This is a genomic window from Leifsonia sp. NPDC080035 (assembly GCF_040050925.1).
Taxonomy (GTDB): Bacteria; Actinomycetota; Actinomycetes; order Actinomycetales; family Microbacteriaceae; genus Leifsonia.
Map to the genome: position 1 here is coordinate 3,177,367 of NZ_CP157390.1, position 25,602 is coordinate 3,202,968.

At 71.6% G+C, this 25,602-nt stretch carries 22 protein-coding genes and 1 tRNA gene; 15 read left to right on the forward strand and 8 right to left on the reverse strand.

Going from position 1 to position 25,602, the window contains the following annotated elements:
* Positions 1-4 precede the first annotated feature (4 nt).
* The gene (locus tag AAME72_RS15410; RefSeq protein WP_348790148.1) at positions 5-541 is read right to left on the reverse strand and encodes a MarR family transcriptional regulator; all 537 of its coding nucleotides are present in this window, start codon (positions 539-541) and stop codon (positions 5-7) included.
* Here AAME72_RS15410 and AAME72_RS15415 point away from each other — a divergent pair.
* Positions 540-1,451 (forward strand): EamA family transporter, encoded by a 912-nt coding sequence (locus AAME72_RS15415; RefSeq protein ID WP_348787431.1) that lies wholly within the window; start codon positions 540-542, stop codon positions 1,449-1,451. The two genes, AAME72_RS15410 and AAME72_RS15415, sit on opposite strands and share 2 nt — an antisense overlap.
* Here AAME72_RS15415 and AAME72_RS15420 read toward each other — a convergent pair.
* Complete coding sequence (locus AAME72_RS15420) at positions 1,361-2,329, reverse strand: Dyp-type peroxidase (protein ID WP_348787432.1); 969 nt, start codon at positions 2,327-2,329, stop codon at positions 1,361-1,363. The two genes, AAME72_RS15415 and AAME72_RS15420, sit on opposite strands and share 91 nt — an antisense overlap.
* A 361-nt stretch (positions 2,330-2,690) precedes the next feature.
* Between AAME72_RS15420 and AAME72_RS15425 the strand changes: the two genes are divergently transcribed.
* Genes AAME72_RS15425 through AAME72_RS15435 form a run of 3 tightly spaced genes read left to right on the forward strand, consistent with a single transcriptional unit; the run spans position 2,691 to position 6,614 of the window.
* A complete protein-coding gene (locus AAME72_RS15425) occupies positions 2,691-3,986 on the forward strand; it encodes a glycine betaine/L-proline ABC transporter ATP-binding protein (RefSeq protein ID WP_348787433.1) in 1,296 nt (431 codons plus the stop codon).
* Entirely contained in the window at positions 3,983-5,695 is a 1,713-nt protein-coding gene (locus AAME72_RS15430; protein WP_348787434.1) for an ABC transporter permease/substrate binding protein, read from the forward strand. Before AAME72_RS15425 ends, AAME72_RS15430 begins: the two co-directional genes overlap by 4 nt.
* A 40-nt stretch (positions 5,696-5,735) precedes the next feature.
* Positions 5,736-6,614, forward strand: coding sequence for a metal-dependent hydrolase (locus tag AAME72_RS15435; RefSeq protein WP_348787435.1), 879 nt, complete (start codon positions 5,736-5,738; stop codon positions 6,612-6,614).
* A 15-nt stretch (positions 6,615-6,629) separates the two neighbouring features.
* On the opposite strand, the gene AAME72_RS15440 is transcribed toward AAME72_RS15435, so the two are convergent.
* Complete coding sequence (locus AAME72_RS15440) at positions 6,630-7,406, reverse strand: nuclease-related domain-containing protein (RefSeq protein ID WP_348787436.1); 777 nt, start codon at positions 7,404-7,406, stop codon at positions 6,630-6,632.
* A 64-nt stretch (positions 7,407-7,470) separates the two neighbouring features.
* Positions 7,471-7,665: a hypothetical protein gene (locus tag AAME72_RS15445; RefSeq protein WP_348787437.1), complete on the reverse strand. Its 195-nt coding sequence runs from the start codon at positions 7,663-7,665 to the stop codon at positions 7,471-7,473.
* Positions 7,666-7,745: 80 nt separating this feature from the next.
* Here AAME72_RS15445 and AAME72_RS15450 point away from each other — a divergent pair, with 80 nt between their 5' ends.
* On the forward strand, positions 7,746-8,009 hold the full coding sequence (locus tag AAME72_RS15450; RefSeq protein WP_348787438.1) for a hypothetical protein: 264 nt from the start codon (positions 7,746-7,748) through the stop codon (positions 8,007-8,009).
* 25 nt (positions 8,010-8,034) lie between these two features.
* On the opposite strand, the gene AAME72_RS15455 is transcribed toward AAME72_RS15450, so the two are convergent.
* Positions 8,035-9,426 (reverse strand): deoxyribodipyrimidine photo-lyase, encoded by a 1,392-nt coding sequence (locus AAME72_RS15455; RefSeq protein ID WP_348787439.1) that lies wholly within the window; start codon positions 9,424-9,426, stop codon positions 8,035-8,037.
* Positions 9,427-9,436: 10 nt separating this feature from the next.
* Positions 9,437-10,075, reverse strand: a complete 639-nt coding sequence (locus AAME72_RS15460; RefSeq protein ID WP_348787440.1) for an MBL fold metallo-hydrolase — start codon at positions 10,073-10,075, stop codon at positions 9,437-9,439.
* A 164-nt stretch (positions 10,076-10,239) separates the two neighbouring features.
* Here AAME72_RS15460 and AAME72_RS15465 point away from each other — a divergent pair, with 164 nt between their 5' ends.
* The 3 genes from AAME72_RS15465 to AAME72_RS15475 all read left to right on the forward strand — a co-directional run bounded on the left by AAME72_RS15465 (position 10,240) and on the right by AAME72_RS15475 (position 12,050).
* Positions 10,240-11,160 (forward strand): diacylglycerol kinase family protein, encoded by a 921-nt coding sequence (locus AAME72_RS15465; RefSeq protein WP_348787441.1) that lies wholly within the window; start codon positions 10,240-10,242, stop codon positions 11,158-11,160.
* A gap of 106 nt (positions 11,161-11,266) precedes the next feature.
* A tRNA-Glu gene (locus tag AAME72_RS15470) sits at positions 11,267-11,342 on the forward strand.
* Positions 11,343-11,519: 177 nt separating this feature from the next.
* The gene (locus tag AAME72_RS15475; protein ID WP_348787442.1) at positions 11,520-12,050 is read left to right on the forward strand and encodes a barstar family protein; all 531 of its coding nucleotides are present in this window, start codon (positions 11,520-11,522) and stop codon (positions 12,048-12,050) included.
* Between the two features lie 137 nt (positions 12,051-12,187).
* Here the strand turns inward: AAME72_RS15475 and AAME72_RS15480 are convergent, their stop codons facing one another.
* Positions 12,188-13,495, reverse strand: a complete 1,308-nt coding sequence (locus tag AAME72_RS15480; RefSeq protein ID WP_348787443.1) for a nucleotide disphospho-sugar-binding domain-containing protein — start codon at positions 13,493-13,495, stop codon at positions 12,188-12,190.
* Between the two features lie 70 nt (positions 13,496-13,565).
* Between AAME72_RS15480 and AAME72_RS15485 the strand changes: the two genes are divergently transcribed.
* Positions 13,566-14,222, forward strand: a complete 657-nt coding sequence (locus AAME72_RS15485; protein WP_348787444.1) for a TetR family transcriptional regulator — start codon at positions 13,566-13,568, stop codon at positions 14,220-14,222.
* Between the two features lie 12 nt (positions 14,223-14,234).
* On the opposite strand, the gene AAME72_RS15490 is transcribed toward AAME72_RS15485, so the two are convergent.
* Positions 14,235-14,456, reverse strand: coding sequence for a KTSC domain-containing protein (locus AAME72_RS15490; RefSeq protein ID WP_348787445.1), 222 nt, complete (start codon positions 14,454-14,456; stop codon positions 14,235-14,237).
* A gap of 183 nt (positions 14,457-14,639) precedes the next feature.
* On the opposite strand from AAME72_RS15490, the gene AAME72_RS15495 reads away from it, so the two are divergent.
* From AAME72_RS15495 to AAME72_RS15520, 6 genes are all read left to right on the forward strand, one after another.
* Entirely contained in the window at positions 14,640-15,740 is a 1,101-nt protein-coding gene (locus AAME72_RS15495; protein WP_348787446.1) for a TerC family protein, read from the forward strand.
* Positions 15,737-16,546, forward strand: coding sequence for a protein phosphatase 2C domain-containing protein (locus AAME72_RS15500; RefSeq protein ID WP_348787447.1), 810 nt, complete (start codon positions 15,737-15,739; stop codon positions 16,544-16,546). Before AAME72_RS15495 ends, AAME72_RS15500 begins: the two co-directional genes overlap by 4 nt.
* Positions 16,547-16,553: 7 nt before the next feature.
* Positions 16,554-17,846 (forward strand): FHA domain-containing protein, encoded by a 1,293-nt coding sequence (locus AAME72_RS15505; RefSeq protein ID WP_348787448.1) that lies wholly within the window; start codon positions 16,554-16,556, stop codon positions 17,844-17,846.
* 5 nt (positions 17,847-17,851) lie between these two features.
* Positions 17,852-19,480 (forward strand): serine/threonine-protein kinase, encoded by a 1,629-nt coding sequence (locus AAME72_RS15510; RefSeq protein WP_348787449.1) that lies wholly within the window; start codon positions 17,852-17,854, stop codon positions 19,478-19,480.
* Positions 19,468-20,202 carry a hypothetical protein gene (locus tag AAME72_RS15515; RefSeq protein WP_348787450.1) on the forward strand — a complete coding sequence of 245 codons (735 nt, stop codon included), beginning with the start codon at positions 19,468-19,470 and terminating at the stop codon, positions 20,200-20,202. Before AAME72_RS15510 ends, AAME72_RS15515 begins: the two co-directional genes overlap by 13 nt.
* A 115-nt stretch (positions 20,203-20,317) precedes the next feature.
* Complete coding sequence (locus tag AAME72_RS15520) at positions 20,318-25,588, forward strand: Ig-like domain-containing protein (RefSeq protein ID WP_348787451.1); 5,271 nt, start codon at positions 20,318-20,320, stop codon at positions 25,586-25,588.
* Positions 25,589-25,602 lie beyond the last annotated feature (14 nt).

Consider the following 25,602-nt stretch of genomic DNA (forward strand, 5'->3'; position numbering starts at 1 on the left):
GCCGTCACGCCAGCCGCGCCAGCCACACGGTGAGGATGCGCTCCAGCTCGGCCGCGTCTGCGGCATCCAGCTCGTCGAGCAGTCGTCGCTCGTTCGCGAGGTGGGCGGTCATCGCGGCGTCGATCCGCTCGCGGCCCGCGTCGGTGAGCGCGACGACCCTGCCGCGCCCGTCGTCCGCGGCGGCGCGACGGGTGACCAGCCCCGCCGCCTCCAGCCGGTCGATGCGCTTGGTCATCCCGCCGGTCGTGATCATGGTGTGCCCGGCCAGCTCGCCGGGGGTCCGCTCGTACGGCGCTCCGGCGCGGCGGAGGGTGGCGAGCACGTCGAAGTCGCCCTCGCCGAGGTCGTGCTCGCGGTAGACGGCGACGAGCTCGTCGGTGAGTCGCGCCGCGACGCGGTGCAGGCGGCCGATCACGCCCTGCGGGGCGACGTCGAGGTCGGGGCGCTCGCGGCGCCACTCCTCCTGGATGCGGGCGACGTGGTCTGGGGTCTCGGTCACCCTGTCCACTATAGCTTCCCGGGAAGCTATAGTAGCTTCCATGGAAGCTAAATGGCGCTGGATGGCCGTCACCGCACTCGCACCGATCGCCTGGGGCTCGACGTACGTCGTGACCAGGGCCGTGCTGCCAGATGAACCGCTCTGGGGAGCCGTGCTGCGCGCGCTGCCCGCCGGGCTGCTCCTGCTGGCGCTGGCGAGGAGGCTGCCGAAGGGCGCGTGGTGGTGGCGCGCCGCGCTGCTCGGCGTGCTCAACACCGGCGGCTTCTTCGTGCTCGTCTACGCAGTGGCCCAGCGGCTTCCCTCCGGGATCGCCGCGACCGTGATGGCCGCCTCGCCGCTGGCGATGATGGGCTTCGGCTGGCTGCTGCTCGGCCGCAGGCCGCGGGCGCTCGCGCTCGCCGGCGGCCTGGTCGGCGCGGCCGGTGTCGCGGTCATGCTGCTCGGTGGGCAGGCGGTCGACCCACTCGGCGTGGTCGCGGCGCTGGCGGCGATGACGCTCTCCGCCATCGGCTACGTGCTCGCGACGCGCTGGAGCGATGTCGACGTGCTCACCTCGACCTCGTGGCAGCTCGTCGCGGGCGGCCTCCTGGTGCTGCCCGCCGCGCTGATCGTGGAGGGACCGCCTCCCGCGCTCGACGGGCCGGCGCTGGCCGGCTTCGCCTACGTGTCGCTCCTGGCGACGGCCGTGGCCTTCCTCGCCTGGTTCTCCGGGCTCCGCAGGCTGGGGCCCGCCACCGCCGGGCTGATCGGCCTGCTGAACCCGGTCACCGGAGTGGTGCTCGGCGCGCTCGTCGCGGGGGAGTCGCTCACGCTCCGGCAGCTGCTCGGGCTCGCGATCGTGCTGGCCGGCATCGCCGTCGGTCAGTCGGCCAGCGCCTCCAGGAAGCCGCGGGTCGGAACGAAGAACGTGGTGCCGGTCGCGGCCGTCGAGAAGTCGAGGATGCGGTCGTAGCTGCCGGCCGGCTCGCCGACGAACATCCTCTCCAGCATCCGCTCGATCACCCAGAGCGCCCGGGAGTAGCCGATGAAGTACGTGCCGAACTCGCCCCTGCCGGGCGCGCCGAACGGCATATTGTCGCGCAGGATGTCGTGCTCGACGCCCGCCTCGTCGGTGATCGTCGCGAGCGTCTTGTGCGCCTTCTGGCCGTGCTCCACGTCGTCCAGCTCGATGTTCTCGACCTTGGTGCGCCCGATCACGCTCTCCTGCGATGGCACAGGCAGCGCGTTCCACGCGGTCAGGTCGTGCAGGTACTTCTGCACGACGACGTAGCTGCCGCCGGCGTGGTCGGGGTCCTCGTCGCCCACGATCGCGGCGGAGGCCATGTCGCCTCCCGTCGGGTTCGCGGTGCCGTCGACGAAGCCGAGCAGGTCGCGGGAGTCGAAGTAGCGGAAGCCGGAGACCTCGTCGACGACGGTCACCGCGTCGCCGAGCGCGTCCAGCAGCTGCCGCTCGAACTCGAAGCAGAAGTCGCCGCGCTCGGCGCGGATGTGGAACAGCAGGTCGCCGGGAGTGGCGACGGCGGTGTGCACGGGACCTGCGATCTCGCGGAACGGGTGCAGCTCGCGCGGCGGCGTCGCGTCTGTGATGCGCCTCCACAGCTCGGCCCCGATGCCCGTATTGCAGGAGAGGTGGGCGTTCAGGTCGCGGAATCCGACGGTCTTCACGAGCCCGGAGATGTCCGACAGCACGTCCTTCACCGTGGCCGCCGCCTCGTCGGTCGGCGCGACCGTGAGCACCAGGAAGACGGCCGCGCGGGAGAGCGGGGCATCCACGCTCTGCGGCTCGATCGGTACGCGCTGCCAGGGGTGATCGCCGGTGCTGTTCGCCATGAGCACACTCTGCCGGAGAACCGCGCCGGATCGCCAACCGGCGGGCTCGCGGGATGTGCATCCTCACACGTTCGATTCGCGCTCGCTGCGAGCATCCTGATAACGTCGAAGCCGCCCCGGTGTGCCGCACGGCACGGGACGGGGCCGTGAACCAGCCCGCGATCCCCGTCCGCGTGGCCGCACAGGTGGCCCGGTCGGAGAACGTACGGTCGGCTGGCGTGGGCGCACCCCGATGGTCGCGCCAGCGGAGGGATTCGCGCGGAGAGCCCGCGCTCGAGTCCCGTCACCGCCGCACGCTCCGACCCGGGCGCAACCACTGAGCGCGTGCCGCCGCAGGGTGTGCGCGCGCCGCGGAGTGAACGTGAGCGAGTCTGTCGCCGTCGAGGCGAGGAATGTCTTCAAAGTCTTCGGACGCAAACCGCAGGAGGCCGTGCGCCGCCTGCGCGACGGAGCGAGCAGGGGAGAGGTGTCGGCCCTCGGAACGGCGGCCGTCATCGATGCGGACCTGACCGTCAACCGCGGCGAGATCTTCGTCGTGATGGGGCTCTCGGGTTCCGGCAAGTCGACCCTGATCCGGCTGCTGAACGGCCTGCTGGAGCCGACCGCCGGCGAGGTCGCCGTGATGGGGACCACCATCACCGGCGTCCCGGCCAAGCGCCTCCGCGAGATCCGGCAGCGCCACATCTCGATGGTCTTCCAGCACTTCGCACTGCTTCCGCACCGCACCGTGCTCGACAACATCGCCTACGGGCTCGAGGTGAAGGGCGTCTCGGCGGCGGAGCGCCGCGCGAAGGCCCAGGAGGTGCTCGAGCTCGTCGGGCTGGCGGGCTGGGGCGACAAGCTCCCCGCGCAGCTCTCCGGCGGGATGCAGCAGCGCGTCGGCCTCGGCAGGGCGCTGGCGGCCGACACGGACGTGCTGCTGATGGACGAGGCGTTCTCGGCCCTCGACCCGCTCATCCGCCGCGAGATGCAGGAGCAGCTGATCGAGCTGCAGGCGAAGCTCGGGAAGACGATCGTGTTCATCACCCACGACCTCAACGAGGCCATGTTCCTCGGCGACCGCATCGCCGTGATGCGCGACGGCCGGATCGTGCAGACCGGAACACCGGAGGAGATCCTCACCGACCCGGCGAACGACTACGTCGCGAGCTTCGTCGAGGACGTCGACCGCGCCCGCGTGCTCACCGCCGCGAGCGTGATGGAGCCGGCCCGTGCGCTCGTCACCGTCGCGGGCGGCCCCCGCGCGGCGATGCGCACCATGCGCGACCTGCAGACCTCCGCGGCGTTCGTCGTCGGTCAGGGCAGGCGACTGCTCGGCGCGGTCCGCGACCGCGACGTCATGCGCCAGGTGCGCGACGGCCGCAGCGACCTCTCCGAGGTCATCCGCGAGGACATCGCCTCCGTCGCACGCGACGAGGTGCTGAGCGAGCTCGTGGAGCCCTCGGTCGGCAGCGACCTGCCGCTCGCGGTGGTCGACGACAAGGCGCGGCTGCTCGGCGTCATCCCGCGCGTCACGCTGCTCGCCGCCCTCGGCAACGTCTCCAGCGACACCACCGAGATCCCGGTGATCGTGGAGCCGCCCGCGACCGTGCCCGTCGATGCGATGACCCTCGCCCTGAGAGAGACGGCCGGCGAGACCGAGGAGGTGACCGCGTGAACGTCCGCATCCCCCTCGGCGACTGGGCGTCGCACGTCGTCGACTTCATCACGACCACCCTCGGCGGCTTCTTCGACGTCGTGCGGCTGGTGTTCACCGGCCTCTACGACGGGATGGACTGGCTGCTGCAGACGCCGCCGCTCTGGGGCGTCATCCTCATCATCGCGATCCTCGCCGTGTGGCTGCGCGGCTGGCTGTTCGGAGCGGGAACCGTCGTCGGCCTGCTGGTGATCGCCGGGATCGACCAGTGGGACAACGCGATGGACACCCTCGCGCTCGTGCTGGTATCCGCCGTCATCGCGATCGCGCTGAGCGTGCCGCTCGGCATCCTCGCAGCCCGGTCGAAGGCGGCGTCGGCGATCATCCGGCCGGTGCTGGACTTCATGCAGACGATGCCCGCGTTCGTGTACCTCATCCCGGCGCTCATCCTGTTCCGCGTCGGCGTCGTGCCCGGCATGGTCGCGACCATCGTGTTCGCGATGGCGCCCGGCGTGCGGCTCACCGAGCTCGGCATCCGCGGCGTCGACCGCGAGCTGGTCGAGGCCGGCCGTGCGTTCGGATCGCCGCCGCGCCGCATCCTGCGCCAGATCCAGCTGCCGCTGGCGATGCCGTCCATCCTCGCCGGCGTGAACCAGGTGATCATGCTCTCGCTGTCGATGGTCGTCATCGCCGGCATGGTCGGCGCGGGCGGTTTGGGCCGTGACATCGTCCAGGCGCTCAGCCGCGTGGATGTCGGCCTCGGCTTCGAGGCGGGCGTCGCGGTCGTCATCCTCGCGATCATCCTCGACCGGCTGACCGCCGCCGTCGGCCGGGCCCGGGTCCGGATGCCGAAGCGCGCGCTCGCGGTGCTCGGCGCCGGCCTGCTCGTCGTGATCGGCGGCACCGCGGTGACCGCGGCCTCCACCGCGGGCGGCGACAAGGGCACCGTGAAGGTCGCCGTGTTCAACGGCTGGCCGGAGGGCGAGGCCGCCTCGTACCTGTGGAAGCACGTGCTCGAGCGCCAGGGCTACTCGGTCGACTTCGAGTACGCGGACGCAGGTCCCGCCTTCGCCGGCCTCAGCACCGGCGACTACGACGTCGCGTTCGACGGCTGGCTGCCGACGACGCACGCCGAGTACATGAAGAAGTACGACACGAACCTCACCGACCTGGGCGCCTGGAACGACGAGGCCAAGCTGACCATCGCGGTCAACAAGGACGCCCCGATCGACTCGCTCGACCAGCTCGCCTCGCACGCGGGCGACGTCGGCGACCGCCTGGTCGGCATCGAGCCCGGAGCGGGCCTCACCGAGGCGACGCAGAAGAAGGTCATCCCGCAGTACGGCCTCGGGAAGATGGATTTCGTCACCTCCTCCACCCCCGCGATGCTCGCCGAGCTGACCGCGGCCATGAAGAAGGGCGACGACATCGCGGTGACCTTGTGGCGTCCGCACTGGGCGTACGACGAGTTCGACCTGAAGGACCTGAAGGACCCGAAGAACGCGCTCGGCACCGCGGAGTCCATCCATTCGATCGGCAGCACGGCGTTCCCGACGAAGTTCCCGGAGGTCGCGGGCTGGGTGAAGAAGTTCCGGCTGAAGTCCGACCTGCTGTACTCGCTCGAGAACGCGATGTTCAACAGCGGAGCGGACGCGAAGGACTACGACCGCATCGTCTCGAAGTGGATGGACGAGCACTCCTCGTACGTCGACTCGCTGACCGCGGGATGACCGGCGCGGGACGGCCGGCGGCGGCCCGTAGGCTGGAGGCATGAGCCTGCCCAGCACGGACACCGTCGTCGGCTATCCCGACGGCGACGTCGTCTCCACCGGAACCGTCGTCCACGTCGAGGCCCTGCCGGACGGCCGGAGCGCGGTGATCCTCGACCGCACGGCGTTCCACCCTGTCGACCCGGTCTGGCCGGATCAGCCGGCGGACACCGGAACGATCGCCGTCGACGGCGCGAGCAGGCCCGTCGTGGACGCGGTGGTCGGCGCGACCGACGGCACCGTGCTGCACGTGGGCGACGCGCCGGTGCGCACCGGCACCGAGGGCTGGACGTTCGTGGTCTGCCATCTGGTCGACGACGCGACGGGCCTCGAGCCGGGGACGCCGGTCACGGTGACCGTTGACGCCGAGGCGCGTCGCGCGCTCTCGGCCGGGCACACGGCCTGCCACCTGGCCTCGCTCGCGCTGAACGATGCCCTCGCGGGAGTGTGGACGAAGGACGTGCCGTCCGACGGGCGCGGGAGGCCGAACTTCGACCAGCTCGCGATCACGTCCTCGCGCATCCTCCCGGACGGCTCGGTCGACGAGTACCGGATCGGCAAGAGCCTGCGCAAGAAGGGCTTCGCGGCCGCGGAGTTTCCCGCGCGCGTGGGGGAGGTCGCCGACGCGGCGAACGCGCTGCTCGCCTCGTGGGTGTCCGCGGGCGCGGACGTCCCGATCGCGATCGTCCGCGACGGCGACGGCCTGGGGGAGCGGCGGCGCTGGCGCGCCGGCCTCCCGGACGGGGTCGTCGAGATCCCGTGCGGCGGAACGCACCTGCGCTCGCTCGCCGAGCTCACCGCCATCGCCGTGGAACTGGAGCTCGCGGAGGGCGACGGCGCCCTCGCTCTCACGATGCGGACCACGGCGACGCCCGCGTAGCCGTCCGCGCGCGGTTCAGTGCGGAAGCAGGGGGAGCGAGACGGCGAGGATGCCGAGGGCCGCGGCAAGGCACCAGCCGAGCCGGACGAGGTGCGCCGCGCGCACCTCGCGCTCGATCCGGGCGAAGCGCGCCTCGGTCTCAGCTGCGTACGCGACCGGCCGCCACGTCGCCGGGTCGTCGACCAGGCGGACGACCGCGGCGACGGTCCCCGCATCCAGCACGGATGGACGGCGCGTCAGCCAGCGCACCAGCGTCTCGGCTCGCACGACCGCGACACGGCGCGGCTGCTGACGCACCGTCACCTCCCGCGCCCCGACGAGCGCCACGACCGCGCTCACCGGTGCCGCGACTCCGGCCCGGGCGAGCACGCCGCGCACGCGGGACGCCTCCAGGTCCGAGTTGCGCAGGTACGGCTTCTTCTGACCGGCGACGAGCAGGGCGCGCTCGCCGACCCAGACGCGCTGGCCGCGGTGGTGCTTCGTATTGACCACGAAGACGCCGCCCGGGCCGACGACCAGATGGTCGACGTCCGCCTCGCCCGAGCCGACCGGGAGAGCGTGGAAGACGCGCCAGCCACCGGGCAGCCCGGCCAGCAGCTCGCCGACCCGGCGCTCGCCGACGGCGCCGGCGAACCACGGCCGGGCGTCGTCGTCCAGCGGGGTGACGCCGAACGCGCGCGCGAGCGCGGTCCGCGGCGGTGCGGCCTCCTGGAGGCGGACCACCTGCTCCATGACGGCGGCGCCGGGAGCGCGGTCGCTCATCCGCTCTGCACGCCCTCCGGTCCGTTCCACCGAGCCAGCGTACGGACGCCGCCGCGCGGCATCCCAGTCCCAGCTGGGGGACGGCCGCCGCGGCCTACCCCTGGCCGGGTGCCCCCTTGGTGCGGGGCAGGTCCTCGTCGCCGGGCAGGCGCTCCTCCAGCGAGTCGTTGCGCTCGGCGACCGTCTCGAGACGGTCCTCCGGGTTCTCGCCGAGATCGGCGACGGCCTCGCCGAGCTCGTCGGCGTCGCGCGGGCGGTCGTTCTGCGTGTCTTCTGGCCGGTCGGTCATGCGGCGCACTCTACGCCGGGTCGGGCGGGGACGCAGCGCATCTTGACGTCCCGTGGAAGCGGCGGGCTACGATGCGAGCCATGAGCCGCATCGAAACCGGGATCGTCTCCTACACGCTCTCCGGCGACTACTACGCCCGCGTCGGCGCCGACTTCGACACCGAGGCGGTGGACGACGCGATCCTCGCGGAACTCAACCGGATGCTGCCCTCCGGCATCGTGGTGGAGCGCAGCGGGCGCGTGCTCGCCGACGAGGAGCGGGCGGCCGAGGCGCGGGCCATCGACTGGCCCGAGCTGCTGCAGCGTATCGACGTGGACCAGATCCTGGCCGAGCACGGTCGCTGACCGGTGCGCCGCCGGCGATGGGCGCTCAGCGCGAGCGCTTGACGACGTCGTAGGCGGCGAGAGCCGCCCGCCGGGTCTCGCCGAGGTCCACGATCGGCTCGGGGTACTCCTGCGTGTCCCACTCGGGCACCCACCGCCGCACATAGTCGCCGTTCCGGTCGAACTTCTCGCGCTGCAGCTCCGGGTTGAAGACGCGGAAGTAGGGCGCAGCGTCCGCTCCCGAGCCGGCGATCCACTGCCAGTTGAACGGGTTGCTCGCCGGGTCGGCGTCCACCAGCGTGTCCCAGAACCACTGTTCGCCGCGGCGCCAGTCGATGAGCAGGTTCTTGACGAGGAAGGACGCGGTGACCATCCGCACGCGGTTGTGCATGGTTCCGGTTCTCCACAGTTCCCGCATCCCGGCGTCGACGAGCGGGATGCCCGTGCGACCCTGCTGCCAGGCCCGCAACGACGCCGGATGCAGGCGGGGCCACGGGAAGGAGTCGTACTCGCGATGGATGTTCACGGTCGCAAGGTCGGGGTGCTCGAAGAGCGTGTGATAGGCGAACTCGCGCCAGCCGAGCTCGGAGAGGAAGGTGGCGGGGCCGTCGCCCGGCACGCCCCGCCTCGCCTGCGCCGTCGCGTGCCACACCTGGTGCGGGCTCAGTTCTCCCCAGCGCAGGCGGGGGGAGAGGCGCGAGGTCGCGGCGATCCCGGGCACGTCCCTGTCCCTGCGGTAGTCGGCGACGCCGTCGGCCAGGAACGCGTCGAGGTCCCGATGCGCCTCCGCCTCCCCTGGCGTCCACGTCTCGCGCAGGCCCCCGGCCCAGTCGGGATGCGTCGGCAGCAGGCCGAGCGCGTCCAGCTCGACGCCCTGCGGCAGGGCGGCGGGGGCGAGCTCGCGAGGCCGCGGGAGCGGTCGCCGGGGTTCGGGCGCCGCCAGGCACGCGCGCCAGAACGGCGTGTAGACCGAGAACGCGGTGCCGGAGCCGGTGCGGATCGTCCACGGCTCGTGGAGTAGCGACGCTGCGAAGCTCGTCGCCTCGATGCCGGACGCACGGGCGGCCGTCTTGACCGCTTCATCGATGCGGCGTTCGGCGCCCCCGTAGCGCCGGTTCCAGTAGACGGCGGCGGCGTCGACCTCCGCGAGCAGGTCCCGGACCACGTGCTCGGCCGGCCCGCTGCGCAGCAGCAGACCGGCGCCGGCGTCCTCCAGGTCGGCGGCGAGCGAGGCGAGGCTGTGGTGTAGCCACCAGCGGGCCGCGGCACCCGGCGGCCGGACCCCGGCGGACTCGGCGTCCCAGACGTAGACGCACAGCACGGGGCGGCCGGAGTCGGCCGCGGCACGCAGCGCCGGGTTGTCGGCCATCCGCAGGTCGTCCCTGAACCAGACGACCACGGGCCTCCGGTCGGTCGCGCCGCCGCCCGCCGCGGTCACAGGCCGGCCGTCACAGGTCGATCGAATCGCCGGGTTCGAGCGCCAGGTACTCTCCGCCGTTCTGCTCGGTCGCCCACTGGATCCGGGAGCCGGCGAGGTCCTTGCCCGCGCGGGAGAGCACCATCTCGTGTGTGGCGAAGCTGCGTTTCGGCTTCACCGCGAGCACGTAGTCCATCGTCTCGGCCATCTTCATCCACGGCGCCCCGGCGGGGGCCGCGAGCACGTCGACCTCGACGCCCTCGGGCACGACGAACGAGTCGCCCGCGTAGTACAGCTGGTCGTTGATCAGCACACCCAGGTTGTCGACGACGGGGATGCTCTCGTGGATGACGGCGTGCGTGCCGCCGAAGAACCGGAGGGTGAACGGCCCCGCCTCGACGCTGTCACCGGCGTGCACGACGGTCACGTCGAAGTCGGTCGCCGCGGTGGCGACGCCCTCCGGCGCGAAGATCGGCACGTCGGAGTTGAGGTCGAGGATGCGCTTCAGCTGCTCCGGGGTCCAGTGATCGGCGTGCTCGTGGGTGATCACCACGGCGACGGTGTTGGCGGTGTCGGTGAGCGGCGAGGTGAAGTTCCCCGGGTCGACGAACAGCTTCTTCCCGGAGTCCTCGAGAAGCAGAGCGGAGTGTTCGAACTTGGTCAGTCTCATAGCGGTAATCCTCTCCCATGCGCCGGCGGGTCCCGTAGCCGGGCCGACACCATCGAATCCGGGAAACGGGGTGCGGGTGAATACCCCTGCGGGTACCGGAATCGGTGCTGTCGTCTCCGACCGACCGTCCGACCGTGTCCCCGTGTGTCATAGTCGTCAGCACTGTGTCCGAACCATCCGCCGCGTCCGCCCCCTCGCGCACCATCGTCGTCGCCGTCAACCCCATGGCGTCGTTCGGCCGCCGCCGCGAGGTCGGTCCGCGGGTCGTCGAGCGGCTGCGGGCGGCTGGCCACACGGTCGTCGACATCGGCGCCCCCAACATCGAGCTGCTCCGCCGTGAGGCCGCTCTGGCGGTGGAGCAGGGCGCCGACGCCCTCGTGGTCGTCGGCGGCGACGGGATGGCGAACCTCGGCATCAACATCGTCGCCGGCACCGAGGTTCCGCTCGGGATCGTGCCGAGCGGGACGGGCAACGACCTCGCCGACGGCCTCGGCATCCCCGTCGGCGACACGGAGGCCGCGGTGGACGCGCTGCTCGGTGCGCTGGCCGGTGAGCCGCGACGGATCGACGCCGGCCTCATCCGGCACGGCGGGCTGAGCACGTGGTTCGGCGCGGTGTTGTCGGCGGGGTTCGACGCGACGGTCAACGAGCGGGCCAACCACATGACGCGGCCGAAGGGCCCGAGCCGCTACGTGTTCGCACTGCTCTTCGAGCTCGCGACGCTGCGCCCACGGCCCTACACGATCGTCGCCGACGGCGAGACCATCCGCACCGACGCCATGCTCGTGTCGGTCGCCAACAACCGGTCGCTCGGCGGAGGGATGCGCATCGTCCCGCACGCGGACCTCGCCGACGGTGAGCTCGACCTGTTCGTGGTGACCCGGATGTCGCGGCCGCGGTTCCTGCGGATGTTCCCGAAGGTGTTCCGCGGCGAGCACACCGGCCTCGAGGAGGTCTCGTTCCGCGCGCTGCGATCGGTCCGCATCGAGGCCGACGGCGTCGTCGCCTACGCGGACGGCGAGCGCATCGGCCCGCTGCCGGTCGAGGTGACGGTCATGCCCGGCGCGCTACGCGTCCTCGCCTGACCCGCCGACTCGCTCGCACCTGGGAGACTCCTGCGACACACCCGGGATAGCCCTCTCGTTTTGGTCCAACCGGGCCACCTGTGGCATGATCATTGAGTTGCAAAACGGCCCCATCGTCTAGCGGCCTAGGACGTCGCCCTCTCACGGCGGTAACGCGGGTTCAAATCCCGCTGGGGTCACCAACAGCCCGCTTCCCTTCGATTCGTCGAGGGAAGCGGGCTTTTTTCATGCCCGGTTCCGCTTCCCGTGTGCAGCCCGTTGGTTCCGCAGACGTGACACGCACGGGCGGACGCTGTGTCGCGCGCGCGAGCGGTACGCGTCGCGCGGTCCGCCGGGAGTCTGTCCGGTAGCCTCACGCCATGGCGGTGTGGGCGACGAGTGAGAGCGGACTCGACTGGCAGCTCGCGCAGAACGGCTTCTGCTCGGCGTTCCATCGCCGCACCGTCCTCGATGAGGCCGTTGCGTGGCTGGCCCAGAGCGGTGATCGGATCGTCCGGTTCGACGCGGCGGGGTGGGTGGATCCTCGAGTCCTTCACGACGACGTCGCCGCCGGCCTCGACTTCCCCGGCTATTACGGACGCAACCTGGACGCGCTCAACGACTGCCTGGGTGACGTGGCGGAACTCGCGTACGGCTGGACGGCCGCCGACCGGGGTCTGGTGCTGGTCCTCGACCGCTTCGACGCCTTCCAGCTGGCCGACGCGGCGACCGCGGGCGCGATTCTCGACATGGTGGAGGACGCGGGTCGCCGTGCGGCGCTGTTCGGCAATCGGCTCCTGTGCCTCGTCCACTCCGATGATCCCGACATCAAGCTCGCGCCTGTCGGCGGCCGAGCCGTGCAGTGGAACCCGGCCGAGTGGCTGCGCTCGCGCCGGTCGCCGGACGCGTAGCGCCGCCGGAACGCATGCTCCCGCCTGACGTCGCCGTTCTCGCGACTGTGCCGGTTCGGAACGACTCGACCTTGTTCGAGCGGGGGCAGTCGTACCGGACGAGGACGGTCGCAGCGGTCGCCGCGTAGCGGCGCCGCTCAGCCGACCGTGACCCGCGCCCCCGCCGCCTCCAGCACCGCGCGCTCCAGGCCGTCGAGGCCGGACGCGGACCGGATGGCCGCGCCGATCGCGGCCGATCGCTCGGCGTAGGCGGGGGAACCGAGCACCGTCCGCACCGCCGTGGCGATCTGTGCCGGCTGCGGGTGGTTGGTGCCGAGCGCGACACCGACGCCCGACCACGCGACGCGCGCGGAGACCTCGGTCTTGTCCTCGGTGGTGCCGGCGACCACGATCGGCACGCCGTGCTCCATCGCGTAGTGGATGCCGCCGTAGCCGCCGTTCGTCACGTAGGCGGAGGTGCGGGGGAGCAGCCGGTCGTACGGCAGGTACGGCGCGACCCGCGCGTTCGCGGGCAGGTCCGCGTCCAGAACGGACACCTCCCTGCCGCCGGTGCTCGCGACGACCCACACGTCTTCGCCGGCGAGCGCGCGGATGGTCGGCAGCACGAGCTCGCCGAAGTCCCGGTTCGCGACCGTACCCTGGGTCACGTGGACGATCGGGCGGCCGTCGTCGAGGTCGCCCCACCACGCGGGGAGCGGCGCATCCGACGCCTGGGTGCGGGAGACCGGTCCGACGAAGTGCAGCGGGACGCGGACGTCCATCCGCGGGTACTCGAACTCCGGGACGGTGAACTGCACGACGCCGTCCGCGTGGGACGGCCAGTCGAGCACGAACCCGTCCAGGCCGGTGCCGGCCTCCGCCCCGACCCGCCGTGCCGCGCGCTGCACCGGCGCGAACACCACGCGCTCGGCGACCACCGTGAGCGCGGCGTTGCGCGTCCGTCCGAGCGGGCCGGGGCGCGGCGGGATGCCGAGGCCGAACGGTGCGGTGTCGCGGCTCTTCAGGCCGAGCGGCACGATTCCGAGGTTCAGGACGGCGGGGCGGGAGTCGCGCGGCCGGGCCGTGAGGAAGGCGGCGCCGAGGAACAGGCTCTCGGCGAGCACGACGTCGATGCCGAGGCCGCGCACGGCCGCATCCACCGCCTCCAGCTGTGCCAGGGCGGGCCGCAGGAAGATCTCGGTCATGTCGTAGCGGATGCCGGCTGGCCCGGTGAGGCCGACCCGGCCGGGGAACGCGGCGTCGATGTCGGTGTCGTCGTAGTCCGCCGCCGGCGGCAGCGGCTGGACGCGGGCGCCGGTGGCCGCCGCACGGCTCAGGTAGCGCGCGCCGGTGAGGAAGTGGACGTCGTGGCCGCGCTCGACGAGGGCCCTGCTCACCGCGAGGAGCGGGGTGACGTGGCCGTGGACGGGGGTGCTGCACACGAGGATTCGGAGGCGTCTGGTCATGGTCGGACCTCTTTCGGGTAGAGTCGAATAAACGTCAACAGTATTCACTACACGCGAAAGGTAGTCAATAGTGGCAGCGACCCGTCCCTACCGGTCCTCGCTCCGTCAGGAGCAGGCGCAGCAGACCCGGCGGCGCATCCTCGAGGCGGCGGGCGAGGTGTTCTCCGCGCGCGGCTATGCGAGCGCCTCCCTCGCCGACATCGCCGCCGCCGCCGGCGTCTCGGTGGAGAGCGTGAAGGTGCACGGGCCGAAACGGGCACTGCTGCTCGCCTCCTTCGAGCTGTCCTTCGGGGGCGAGGCGGGGGAGGCGTCCCTCACCGAGCGTCCGGAGATCGCCGAGATCGCGGCCATCCTCGATCCGGAAGGGATGCTGGCGGCACTGGTGCCCGTGATCGCCGATGCGAACGCCCGCACCAGCGGTCTGTGGGCGACGTTCACGGCCGCGGCGCGGGACGACGCGGAGGTGGGCGCCGCGCTCTCCGGGCTCCTGGAGCGTCGGCACGCCGACTACGGGCGCATGGTCGACCTGCTCGCCGAGCGCGGCATGGCGGGCGCGGCCGCGCTGAAGCCCGCAGACAGGCGACGACTCGCCGACGCGCTCTCGTTCGTCATGTCCCCCGAGGGGCATCAGCAGCTCGTCGGAGAGAGCGGCTGGAGTCACCGCGCCTACACCGACTGGCTGCTCGACGCGGTCCGGACGCTCGTCGCCGCGGCCGGAACGGACTGAGCGGCCGCCGGGTCACGTCGCGTGCGGCAGCCACTCCTCCGGGTACACGTCCCGGATCCGCTCCGAGAAGTAGCGGCCGGGCGACGGCGCCTCGCGCAGCTCGCGCCACACCCGCGCGGGCACCAGCCGGTAGCAGTAGATGCCGCCAGAGGTGAACTCCACCTCCAGGGTGCTCGTGTCCGTGTCGTAGCCGGCCGAGACGATCGCCGAGCTGTCGAAAGCCACCCTGTGCACACGGCGACGATACCCCCGCGCGTCCGGTAGACTGGCCTCTCGCGAAGGGGAGTATCCCGAAGGGTCCGACAGGGCCCGCGCTGTGTACGTCATCACGGTCTCCACGACCCGGGCACAGCGGCGCCGGCGGCGTGGGAGAGACTTTCGGGTTCGTCCACCGACCCTTCCGAAAGGCTCCATCGCATGGAACTCGCCCTCCCCGCCTGGTTCGAGATCGGCAGCTTCGTCGTTCTCCTGCTCGTGCTCGCGTTCGACCTGCTCTACGTCTACAAGCGGCCGCATATCCCGAGCCCGAAGGAGTCGGCGATCTGGGTGGCGTTCTACGTCGGCCTCGCCCTGGTGTTCGCGCTGCTCATGCTGCTGGTCGGCGACGCGGAGCACGCCGGGCAGTTCCTCGCCGGCTGGCTCACCGAGTACAGCCTGAGCATCGACAACCTGTTCGTCTTCGTCATCATCATGGGCAGGTTCGCGGTGCCGAGGAAGTACCAGCAGGAGGTGCTCATGGTGGGCATCATCCTGGCGCTGGTGTTCCGCGGCGTGTTCATCCTGCTCGGCGCGGGCCTGATCGCCAGCTTCAGCGCGATCTTCTACCTGTTCGGGGCGTTCCTGCTCTGGACCGCGTTCAACCAGGCGTTCGGCGACCACGACGACGAGGGTGCGAAGGACAGCTGGTTCGTCCGGTTCAGCCGCAAGCGCCTGAAGGTGTCCGACCAGTACGAGGGCAACAAGCTGCGCACGACCGTCAACGGGCGCCGGATGTTCACTCCGCTGATCATCGTGTTCCTCGCGCTCGGGACGACCGACCTGCTCTTCGCCCTCGACTCCATCCCTGCCATCTTCGGCATCACCCAGAGTCCGTTCATCGTGTTCACGGCGAACGTTTTCGCGCTGATGGGTCTGCGTCAGCTGTACTTCCTGCTCGGCCACCTGCTCGACAAGCTGGTGTACCTCAAGTACGGCATCGCGTTCATCCTGGCGTTCATCGGGGTCAAGCTGGTCTTCCACGCGATGCACGAGAACGAGCTGCCCTTCATCAACGGCGGTCACCACATCGAGTGGGCGCCGGACATCGACACCTGGACCTCGCTCGCGGTCATCGTGGGCTCGATGGTTGTCGCTACCATTGCAAGTCTGGTGAAGCTGCGTCTCAGCGGAACCACCGTCGCCGAGGCCATCCACGGCGACGGCAGCGACGACGACGGCGGCGCTGCGGCCGGGACCGGATCGACGGGACCGGAGGCGGAGCGCTCCCGGCAGCACACCCCGGAGGACCCCAGCACATGACATCTCTCGTCGGCGTGAGCAGCCGCAGCGACACCGGGGCGGTCAGGCACGTCAACGAGGACAGCATGCTGGCGGAGGACCCCGTCTTCGTGGTGGCCGACGGCATGGGCGGGCACGCCAGGGGCGACCTTGCGAGCCGCACCGCAGTCGAGAGCCTGGCGAGGACCCTGTCGTCGGGCACCGTGCCAACGCCGGACGAGGTGATCGCCGCGGTCGACGAGGCGAACGCCGCGGTCCGGGCGCTCTCGAGCGCCGACGAGTCCGGCGCGGCGGTCGCAGGCACGACGCTCACCGGCGTTGTCCGCGTCCGCGTGCCCGAGCGCGCGAGCGAGGAGTGGATGGTCGTCAACGTCGGCGACTCCCGCGTCTACGAGTGGGACGGCCGCGACCTGCGACAGCTCACCGTCGACCACTCGGCGGTGCAGGAGCTGGTGGACGCGGGGCTCATCACCGAGGAACAGGCGGCGGTGCATCCCGAGCGCAACGTGATCACGCGCGCCCTCGGAGCGGAGGACTTCGTCGACACGGACAGTACGTTCCTGCCGGTCTCGGGCCGCCAGGTGTTCCTGATCTGCTCCGACGGCCTGACCAGGGAGCTGAGCAACGCCCGCATCGGCGCGATCCTCGCCGAGCACCCCGACGACCCGGCGCAGACGCTGGTCGATGCGGCCGTGGAGGCCGGCGGCCACGACAACGTCACCGTGATCGTGGTTGAATCGGAGACCGGGGAAGACGCCCGGACTCCTGCCGACACGCTCGACAGGCCGACCGGCCGGGCGTTCGACGACACGCAGCCGAGGGAGTAGTCCGCACGTGTTCGAGGTGCAGCAGGCGACAGCCGGGGAGTGGGCGGTCGTCGCCGCCGGAGGGCGGGCGCTGCTCGTCGCGACGACGGACCGCGCGGCACTCGTGCGCTTCCACCGCGCCGTGCGCACCGGCTTCGCCGAGACCTTGGACGCGCTGGTCGCGGACGGACTGAGCAGGACGCCCGCGTTCGGCCTCCTCGAGACGAACGGTGCCGGCGCGCTGCTGGCGGTCCGCGGGACCGTCCACGCGCGCGTCGGCGAGCCCGAGGGGGAGCGCGAGCTCCGCGCATCCACCGTGTCGTCGTGGCTCGAGACGCCGGTCGACCGAGCGGCGTCGGTCACGCTCGGCGACGCGATCGACGGCGATGGCCTCCCGCTCGCCGACGGCGTCGTGCGCGCGAACGGTGTCGCCTGGCGGGTGGAGGCGGCCGATCCCGCGCCGGCGCCCGCGACGCAGACCCGGATCACCGAGCCGGTGCTGCTGGAGGCGGAGGCGTTCGAGGACGACGCGCCGAAGGACGACGAGCCGGCGCTCGAGCACGCAGCCGCCGCAGATCCGACGCCCGCCGACGTGCCCGCGCAGATCGCGGTCTCGGTCGAGCCGGTCTCCGTCGGCGCCGGGGAGGCGACCGCCGTGGACGCGCCGACGCGCATCCCGGAGTCGACGATCGCCGAGGCGCCCGAGCGCGACGCGCCCGAGGAGCACGACCCCGGCTACGACCACCTCTTCGGCGCGACGATGATGCGCGGCATCGAGGAGGCCGCCGTGCGCCCCGATGCCGCCGACGAGGATGCGGGGCAGGAGTCCGGACGGATCGACCTGCCCGGGTTCATCACCGACTCGTTCCCGTCGCCGTCCGCCGTCGGCGACCACGACGGCCTCACGGTGTTCAGCGGAGACCTCCCGCCGCGGCGACCGACCGAGCCCGGCGCGACGCCCGCCGTGGTGGATGCGCCCATCCGCTACCGGCTCTCCCTCTCGGACGGCCGCACCGAGGAGCTGGCCGCGCCCGTGATCGTCGGCCGCGCCCCGAGCGCCGGAGCCTTCCCCGCGCTGCGCGGCGCTCGTCCGGTCACGCTGACCGGCGCGGAGGACGACATCTCGCGCTCGCACGTGGCGATCGCCGTCGAGGGCGACACGGTCGTGGTCACGGACCTGCACTCCCGCAACGGCACGATGGTCCTGCTCCCCGGCAAGACCCCGCAGAAGCTGCGGGCCGGTGAGCCGACCACGGTCGTCGCCGGCACCATCGTGGACCTGGGCAGTGGAGCGACGCTGACCGTCGAGGCCGGCGCATGAGGCGGATGGCGTCGACGCCTCCCGAGCTCGACGGCTTCCACTTCATCCGGCTGCTCGGCTCCGGCGGCTTCTCCGACGTCTTCCTGTACGAGCAGGAACTGCCCAAGCGCAGCGTCGCCGTGAAGGTGCTGCTCACCGACAGCGTCGACGAGGCCGCACGCAGCCGGTTCGTCACCGAGGCGAACGTGATGGCGCGGCTCTCCGCGCACCCGTTCATCGCGACGATCTTCCATGCAGGCGTGTCCGGCGACGAGCGCCCGTATCTGGTCATGGAGTACTGCTCGGGCCCGTCGCTCGCCGACCGGCTGAAGCGGGAACGCATTCCTGTCGAGGACGCGCTTCGCACCGGCGTGCGGCTCTCCAGCGCGGTCGCCACCGCGCACGGTGCAGGGATCCTGCACCGCGACATCAAGCCGGCGAACGTGCTGACCAACGCGTTCGGCTGGCCGGCGCTGACCGACTTCGGCATCGCCTCCGCTCTCGAGGAGCTCCCGGTGCACACGACGTCGCTGTCCGAGCTGCGCAGCGCGGGAAGCGACACGGCGACGGGCAGCCGCTCGGTCGGGCTCAGCGTGCCCTGGTCGCCGCCGGAGATGTTCTCCGACGACCCCGACCCGGATGTGCGCAGCGACATCTTCTCGCTGGCCGCGACGCTGCACACGCTGCTCGCCGGACGCACGCCGTTCGAGATCCCGGGTCGCTCGAACGGCACGCTTGACCTCATCGGCAGGATCGAGCGCGGCATGATCACCCCACTCGACCGTCCCGACCTGCCGCCGTCGCTCACCGCGGCGCTGCGCAAGGGCATGGCGGTGCGGCGCGACGACCGCTACGGCTCCGCCGTCGAGTTCGCCCGAGCGCTGCAGCGCGTCGAGCTGGAGCTCGGGCTCGCGCCGACGAGCATCGACGTCCCCAACCTGCACGTCACCGAGGACCGCTCGGCCGATCACACCGCGGAGGATGGCGTGGACGCCACCCGCGCGCGCTCGGTGTCCACGATCGTCGCCCAGCCGGCGCCGCGGCCGAAGGAGGAGCACCCGCCGGCGCCGGAGAACTCGCAGGCCGCCCCCGAGTCCACGCGCATCCGCGGCGTCGCCCCGGTCTCCGCGCGGCCGGCCGACTCGGAGCCGGTCGAGCACACGCTGCTGCGCCCGGCCGTCGCGAGCAGCGTCCAGGACGGCGACGACGACGCCCCCGACGCGGACGAGCCCGCCCCCGCGTCCACCCGCCGCCGGCTCACCGCCTGGATCGCCGCGGGCGCCGCCGCCGTCGTCGTCCTCGGCATCGGCGCCGCGGTGATCGCGGGCGCGCTCACGCCGGGGAGCCCGTCGAGCCCGAGACAGGGCGGAGGGGACGACGGCAGCATCGCCGTCACGGTCGTCCCCGCGCCGGTGCTGGTCTCCGCGAAGCGCAGTGCGGACGGCGCCTCCGCCACGATCGTCTGGAAGACCGCGTCGCCGAAGGAGGGCGACCAGTACAGCTGGGTGCGCGAGGGCACGACGGACGCCCCCGCGGTCACCACCCGGCCGCAGGTGACCGTCTCCGGCCTGACCCCCGGGACGCCGGTCTGCATCGACGTGACGACCATCCGCTCCGGCCGCACGTCCGAGCCGTTGAAGGCGTGCGCATCGTGAAGCCGCCGACGGTGGAGTTCTGCGGCGAGGAGTACGCCATCGCCGACGGGGCGGAGTTCGGCATCGGCAGGGAGGCGGACCTCTCGCTCGACGACAACCCGTACCTGCACCGCCGGTTCCTGACCATCACGAACGACTTCGGGATGTGGTGGCTGAACAACGTCGGGACGCTGCTGACCGCGACCGTCACCGACGCCTCCGGCACCATGCAGGCCTGGCTCGCACCCGGCGCGAAGCTGCCGATCGTCTTCCAGACGCTGCACGTGATGTTCAGCGCGGGAGCGACCACCTACGACTTCACCATCTCGAGCGACGCCGACTACTTCAACACCTCGGTTGTCGTCGAGGGTTCGGGCGGCTCGACCACGGTGCTTCCCGTGACGCTGACCACCAGCCAGCGGCAGCTCATCGTCGCCCTCGCGGAGGGCGTCCTCACCCAGACCGTGCCCGGCCGGGGCACCATCCCGAGCTCGGCGGAGGCCGCTCAGCGCCTGGGCTGGAGCATGACCACCTTCAACCGGAAGCTCGACAACGTCTGCGACAAGCTCGACAAGCTCGGCGTCGCCGGGCTCCGCGGCGGCCGCGGGAAGCTCGCCACCAATCGGCGCGCACGGCTCGTGGAGTACGCCGTCACCACCCGGCTGGTGGGCGTCGAGGACCTGCCGCTTCTGGACGCGAACCTTGACGAATCCGCTGGCCCGGCGGATTCTGTCGATGACTGATCCCGGCGCGTCACCGTCAGGGATGGGGAGTCCTCCCCATTCCGCTCCCGTTCGGGGGTCGTGTTAGCGTAGGAGCCGTTTCCGCACCCGGGGGATTAGCAGAGTCTTGGCATCGTTGAGCACGTGGTTCCGTGAGCGCAAGACGCTCGCCATCGCAACCGCCGTCGCGGTCGTCGCCGGTGTCCCCCTCACCATCGCCGTGCTGCACAAGGGCTTCCCGGTGAACGCGGTCGAGCTCGACACCCGCGATGTGTGGGTGACCAACGGCGAGCGGCTGCTGGGCGGCCGGCTGAACCACCAGATCGACGAGCTGGATGCGGCGGTCACCGGATCCTCCGCCGACCTCGACGTGCTCCAGGACGGCCAGTCCTATTTCCTGACCGACCTCCCGCACGGCACGATCGACAGGATCGACCCCGCCTTCGTCTCGCTCGGCGGTCGCATCCAGGTGCCGGAGGGATCGCAGGTCGGCTACGGCGGAAACACGCTCTCGGTGCTCTCGCCCGACGGCGCTCTGTGGGTGCTCGACGCCACGGGCCGTCTCGACTTCGACAAGACGAAGACCAAGCCGGCCGCGAAGGTCGGCGCGGGCGCCGAGCTCGCCGTGGCGAAGAGTGGGAAGACGTTCGTCGCCACGCCGAAGGGCAAGAAGCTGGTGACGGTGGAGCACGCGGGGGCGTCCCCGACCACCGCGTCGTTCCCGGTCCCCGGGGCGTTCCAGCTCTCGGCGGTCGGCGACGAGGCCGTCCTGCTCGACACCCAGGCCAATCGGGTGGTCGCCGGCGACGGGAAGTCGGTCGACCTGCCGGCGAAGGGCCTCCGGCTGCAGCAGCCAGGACCGGATGCGCCGGAGGCGCTGGTGGCCACGGGGAACAGCCTGCTGTCGGTCCCGTTGGGCGGCGGCACGGTGGCGGCGACGGCCGCCGGAGGCGATGGGACGTCCGACGCGAAGCAGGTCTCGGCGCCGGTGCGGCTCGGGACCTGCTCGTACGCGGCGTGGGCCGGCTCCGCCCGCTACCTCTACTCCTGCGACGGCGCGAAGCCGATCGCCCAGGACATCGACCAGCCGGTCGCCGGCGACGACCTGGAGTTCCGCGTCAACCACGGCGTGATCGCGCTCAACAACCTGCGCGACGGGAACGCGTGGGTCGTGTCGTCCACGATGCGGCTGGTGCAGAACTGGGCGCAGCTGAAGCCGAACGACACCACCGTCGAGGGCGAGACCGGCGAGGAGAAGCCTGTCGTGCAGTCCTTCGCGGACACGCTCGCCCAGCGCACCGACGTCAACAGGCCGCCGACCGCCGTGAACGACAGCTTCGGCGTCCGGCCGGGCCGGTCGACGGTGCTGCACGTGCTCTCCAACGACACGGACCCGGACGGGGATGTGCTCGGCATCACCGAGGTGTCCGCCCTGCCGGCCGACCAGGGGCGGTTGACACTCGTCGAGGGCGGCCGCGCCATCCAGTTCACGCCGAAGGAGGGCCTCAGCGGCACCATCAGCTTCCGCTACTCGATCGACGACGGCCGCGGCGGCACATCGTCGGCGCAGGTGGATGCGACGCTGCGCCAGCCCGCCCAGAACGATCCGCCCGCCGCCACCCGTCCGAGCACCGCTCAGACGGAGGTCGGGCAGTCTGTCGTCTACAACGTGCTGAACGACTGGCTGGACCCGGACGGCGACGATCTGTCGCTGGTCTCGGCCACCGCGACGACGGACGACGCCGTGCAGTTCAAACCGGACGGCGACGTCACCTTCACCAGCAAGACCGGTCAGGCCGGCTCCAAGGAGGTGCGGGTCACGGTGTCCGACGGGCGCAAGTCCGCCACCGGCAGCCTGATCGTGACGGTCAAGCCGTCGGGCTCGCTCGACCCGGTCGCGGTGCCCGACTTCGGGGACGGCTTCACGGGCCGCCCGGTCGTCGTGCACCCGCTCGACAACGACCAGTCGCCGTCGGGCGAGCCGCTCACCCTCGTCGGGACGTCGCTGGAGGGCACGGGCGGCGCCCAGCTGACCGCCGACCCCGGCAAGGGAACGATCACGCTGAAGACGAACGCTGCAGGCGAGTACTACGCCGTCTACACGCTCGGGGCCGGACCCAAGACGACGACCGGGATCGTCCGGTTCGACATCGCGGAGCAGGGCGCCTCCGACGCGCCCCCGGTCGCGGTGACCGATCGTGCGTACGTGCGTCCGGGGGAGCCGACGTCGGTGGCGGTGCTCGACAACGACGTCTCGCCGTCAGGACGTGTCCTCGTCGTGCGCCAGGTGACGCCGGGGCCGGGCGCCGACGACCTCGACGTCGAGGTGCTCGACAACGCGGTCGTGAAGATCACAGCGTCCACCGTGCTGACCAGTCAGGTGCAGCTGCAGTACACCGTCTCGGACGGCATCCACGAGTCGACGGCGGGCATCACGGTGGTGCCGGTGCCGCCGCTCGTCGTTCACCAGCCGCCGGTCGCCGTCGACGACACCGTGAGCGTGCGCGCGGGCGATGTGGTGACAGCGCCCGTGCTCGACAACGACTCCTCGCCCGACAACGCGCCGTTCTCGCTCGACCCGCAGCTGCGCGACACCGCGTCGGCGGGATCCGGTGCGACCGCCTTCGTGAGCGGGAAGACCGTGCGCTACCAGGCGCCGTCCGCACCAGGGCAGTACAGCGTCGTCTACGGGATCACCGACAAGTACGGCCAGAAGGCGCAGGCGACCGTGACGTTCGTCGTCACCGCGCCGGACAAGGGCTCGGACCGGGCGCCGCAGCCGCAGCCGCTGACCGTGCGCGCCTTCGCCGGCTCGTCCGTGCCGGTGAACGTGCCGCTGGACGGCATCGACCCGGACGGCGACTCCGTCGTGCTGAACGGCCTCGCCAGCCAGCCGACGCTCGGACGCATCTCCGCGTCCAACAGCACCTCCTTCACCTACGAGGCCTATCCGGACTCCGCCGGCACGGACACGTTCACCTACGCGGTCAAGGACACCTACGGCAAGACGGCGACGGGCACGGTCACGATCGGCGTCATCCCGCGGCCGAGCCAGGTGCGGCCGCCGATCGCGGTGAACGACCCCGTGCAGGTGAAGCCCGGCCGCAGCATCGCCGTCCCCGTGCTCGACAACGACTCAGACCCCAACGGCTACACGATCGCGCTCCGGAAGAAGCTGCTCCAGGTGGACGAGGGGCTGCGCGCGTCCGTGCACGGCAAGATCGTGCTGGTCGCCGCTCCCCAGCGCGAAGGCTCCTATATCGTGCGCTACCAGATCGGCAACGGGCAGGGCGGCGTCGCCAGCGCGTTCATCCAGCTGACGGTGACGAAGAACGCGAAGGACGTGCCCCCCTCGGCCGTCGACCACGTGCTCGAACCGGCTGCGGTCGCGAACAAGACCAGCGTGAAGGTGAACGCGCTCGACGGCGCGGTCAACCCGTCCGGCCTGGTCGGCGACCTGAAGGTGGCCGTGAAGGGACCGCATGCCTCGGCGGCGGACGTGGCGTCGAACGGCGTGATCACCGTGCATCCAACGGACAAGCGGATCGCGATCGCCTACTCGGTGACCGACGAGGTCACCGGGCTCGCGGGCGAGGCCTTCATCGTCGTGCCGCCGAAGGGCGACGCCACCGCTCCGCCGCGGATCAAGGACGGGCTGCCGCAGCAGATCGTCTCCATGAACGGCTCGAAGAGCTGGTCGCTCGGCGACATCCTGACGGTCCCCTCCGGCCGCAGCGTGAAGCTGACCGGGGCCTCCGGTGTGAGCGCGACGCACAGCGACGGCGCTTCGTCGTTCGGCGGCGATGGCACGCTGACGTTCCACGCCGCGAAGGACTACCGGGGACCGGCCGCGATCACCTTGGCCGTCAACGACGGCAGGGACGCGGGCCAGTCCTCCGATCGCGTGACGACGCTCGTCCTCCCGATCACCGTCGGCGACCCGGAGCAGGCGGACGTGCCGCCGACGTTCACGTCGCCTTCGGAGAAGATCGAGCCGGGGGAGGCGCCGCTCGCGGTCGACCTGCGCGCGTCGAGCTTCCACCCGAACCCGGCGATCCTCGCGAAGCTCAGCTATGCGAATCCGCAGTGGTCGAACACGAAGATCCAGGTGTCGCTCAGCGGGTCGACGCTCTCGCTCTCCGCGCCGCTGGGGGTCCAGGCGGGGGAGTCCACCGCCGTCACCGTCACGATCAGCTCCGGGGCGCACACGATCACCGGCACGGTGAACGTGCAGGTCGTCAGCTCCTCCCGGCCGGTCGCGACGCAGAAGAACCCGCCGCAGACCTCGGAGCTGCAGCGCGCGCACTCCGGGACGCTCACGGGCGCCGCCTCCGACTCCGCCTGGGTGAACCCGTTCCCGGGCAAACCGCTGACGATCACGGATGCGCGGGCGCAGAGCGCGCCCGCCGGCGTAACCGTGACGCACACCGCGAGCTCGATCACCGTCAGCGCCGCGTCCGGGGCCGCGATCGGCGCCGTCAACATCGTGTACCACGTCGAGGACGCGACGAAGGACCCCAAGCGCACGGCGGCGGCGATCGGCCAGTACCGCGTGGTCATCCACGACATCCCGTCGAAGCCGGCGGCGCCCACCGACGCGTCCGCCAGCGACGGCAAGGCCAGCGTGACGATCGCCGCCCCGGCGGACAACGGCAAGCCGATCGACCAGTACGAGGTCACCGGCGGGCCCAGCCCGGTGACGGTCGCGAACATCGGCCGGGTGGACATCACGGGGCTGACGAACGGCACCTCGTACCGGTTCGCGGTGCGCGCGCACAACGCAGACGGCTGGAGTCCGGTCTCCGCCGAGAGCGCCGCCGTCACCCCGTACGGCACGCCGACGCAGGTCACCGGGCTCTCGATCGACGCCGACCAGTACGCACCCGCCACGGTGTCGATGAGCTGGGATGCGCTGCGCAACCCGAGCGGCACCGGCGGCGGCTCCGTCACCTACCACTACCGGCTCAATGGTGGGTCGTGGCAGAGCACCTCCGGCACGAGCGCGAAGGCGGGCAACCAGGGCGTCGGCACCTACTCGTTCGAGGTGTACGCGACGAACGACGGGAACGGCAAGCCGGGGCCGCACGCGACCTCCGGGTCACGCCAGGTCTCGAAGAAGCCGGACCCGCAGCCGTCCGTCGATCTGGCGCAGGGCAACAAGATGCCCGGGTATCCGCACTCGTTCACGTACGACGTCACGCTGCGCAACTTCCCCGCGAACCGGACGTTCTCGATGCAGGCGCACTGCAACGGGAGCACGCTGTGGGCGCCCGACATCTCGACGGACGGCAACGGCTACGCGCACTACCGGGGAGCGACGGACAAGATGCACCCGTTCTGCGGCTACACGGGCGCCTACGTCGTCGTCAACGGCGTGCAGTCGAGCGTGCAGGACTGGTCGCCGTGATCCACCCCGCCCCC

Bases quoted from the DNA above. Each gene is read 5' to 3' on its own strand.
- AAME72_RS15415 (WP_348787431.1), top strand. From the start codon at position 540: ATGGAAGCTAAATGGCGCTGGATGGCCGTCACCGCACTCGCACCGATC.
- AAME72_RS15410 (WP_348790148.1), bottom strand. From the start codon at position 541: ATGGAAGCTACTATAGCTTCCCGGGAAGCTATAGTGGACAGGGTGACC.
- AAME72_RS15420 (WP_348787432.1), bottom strand. From the start codon at position 2,329: ATGGCGAACAGCACCGGCGATCACCCCTGGCAGCGCGTACCGATCGAG.
- AAME72_RS15435 (WP_348787435.1), top strand. From the start codon at position 5,736: ATGAGCCTGCCCAGCACGGACACCGTCGTCGGCTATCCCGACGGCGAC.
- AAME72_RS15445 (WP_348787437.1), bottom strand. From the start codon at position 7,665: ATGACCGACCGGCCAGAAGACACGCAGAACGACCGCCCGCGCGACGCC.
- AAME72_RS15450 (WP_348787438.1), top strand. From the start codon at position 7,746: ATGAGCCGCATCGAAACCGGGATCGTCTCCTACACGCTCTCCGGCGAC.
- AAME72_RS15460 (WP_348787440.1), bottom strand. From the start codon at position 10,075: ATGAGACTGACCAAGTTCGAACACTCCGCTCTGCTTCTCGAGGACTCC.
- AAME72_RS15475 (WP_348787442.1), top strand. From the start codon at position 11,520: ATGGCGGTGTGGGCGACGAGTGAGAGCGGACTCGACTGGCAGCTCGCG.
- AAME72_RS15480 (WP_348787443.1), bottom strand. From the start codon at position 13,495: ATGACCAGACGCCTCCGAATCCTCGTGTGCAGCACCCCCGTCCACGGC.
- AAME72_RS15495 (WP_348787446.1), top strand. From the start codon at position 14,640: ATGGAACTCGCCCTCCCCGCCTGGTTCGAGATCGGCAGCTTCGTCGTT.
- AAME72_RS15500 (WP_348787447.1), top strand. From the start codon at position 15,737: ATGACATCTCTCGTCGGCGTGAGCAGCCGCAGCGACACCGGGGCGGTC.
- AAME72_RS15510 (WP_348787449.1), top strand. From the start codon at position 17,852: ATGGCGTCGACGCCTCCCGAGCTCGACGGCTTCCACTTCATCCGGCTG.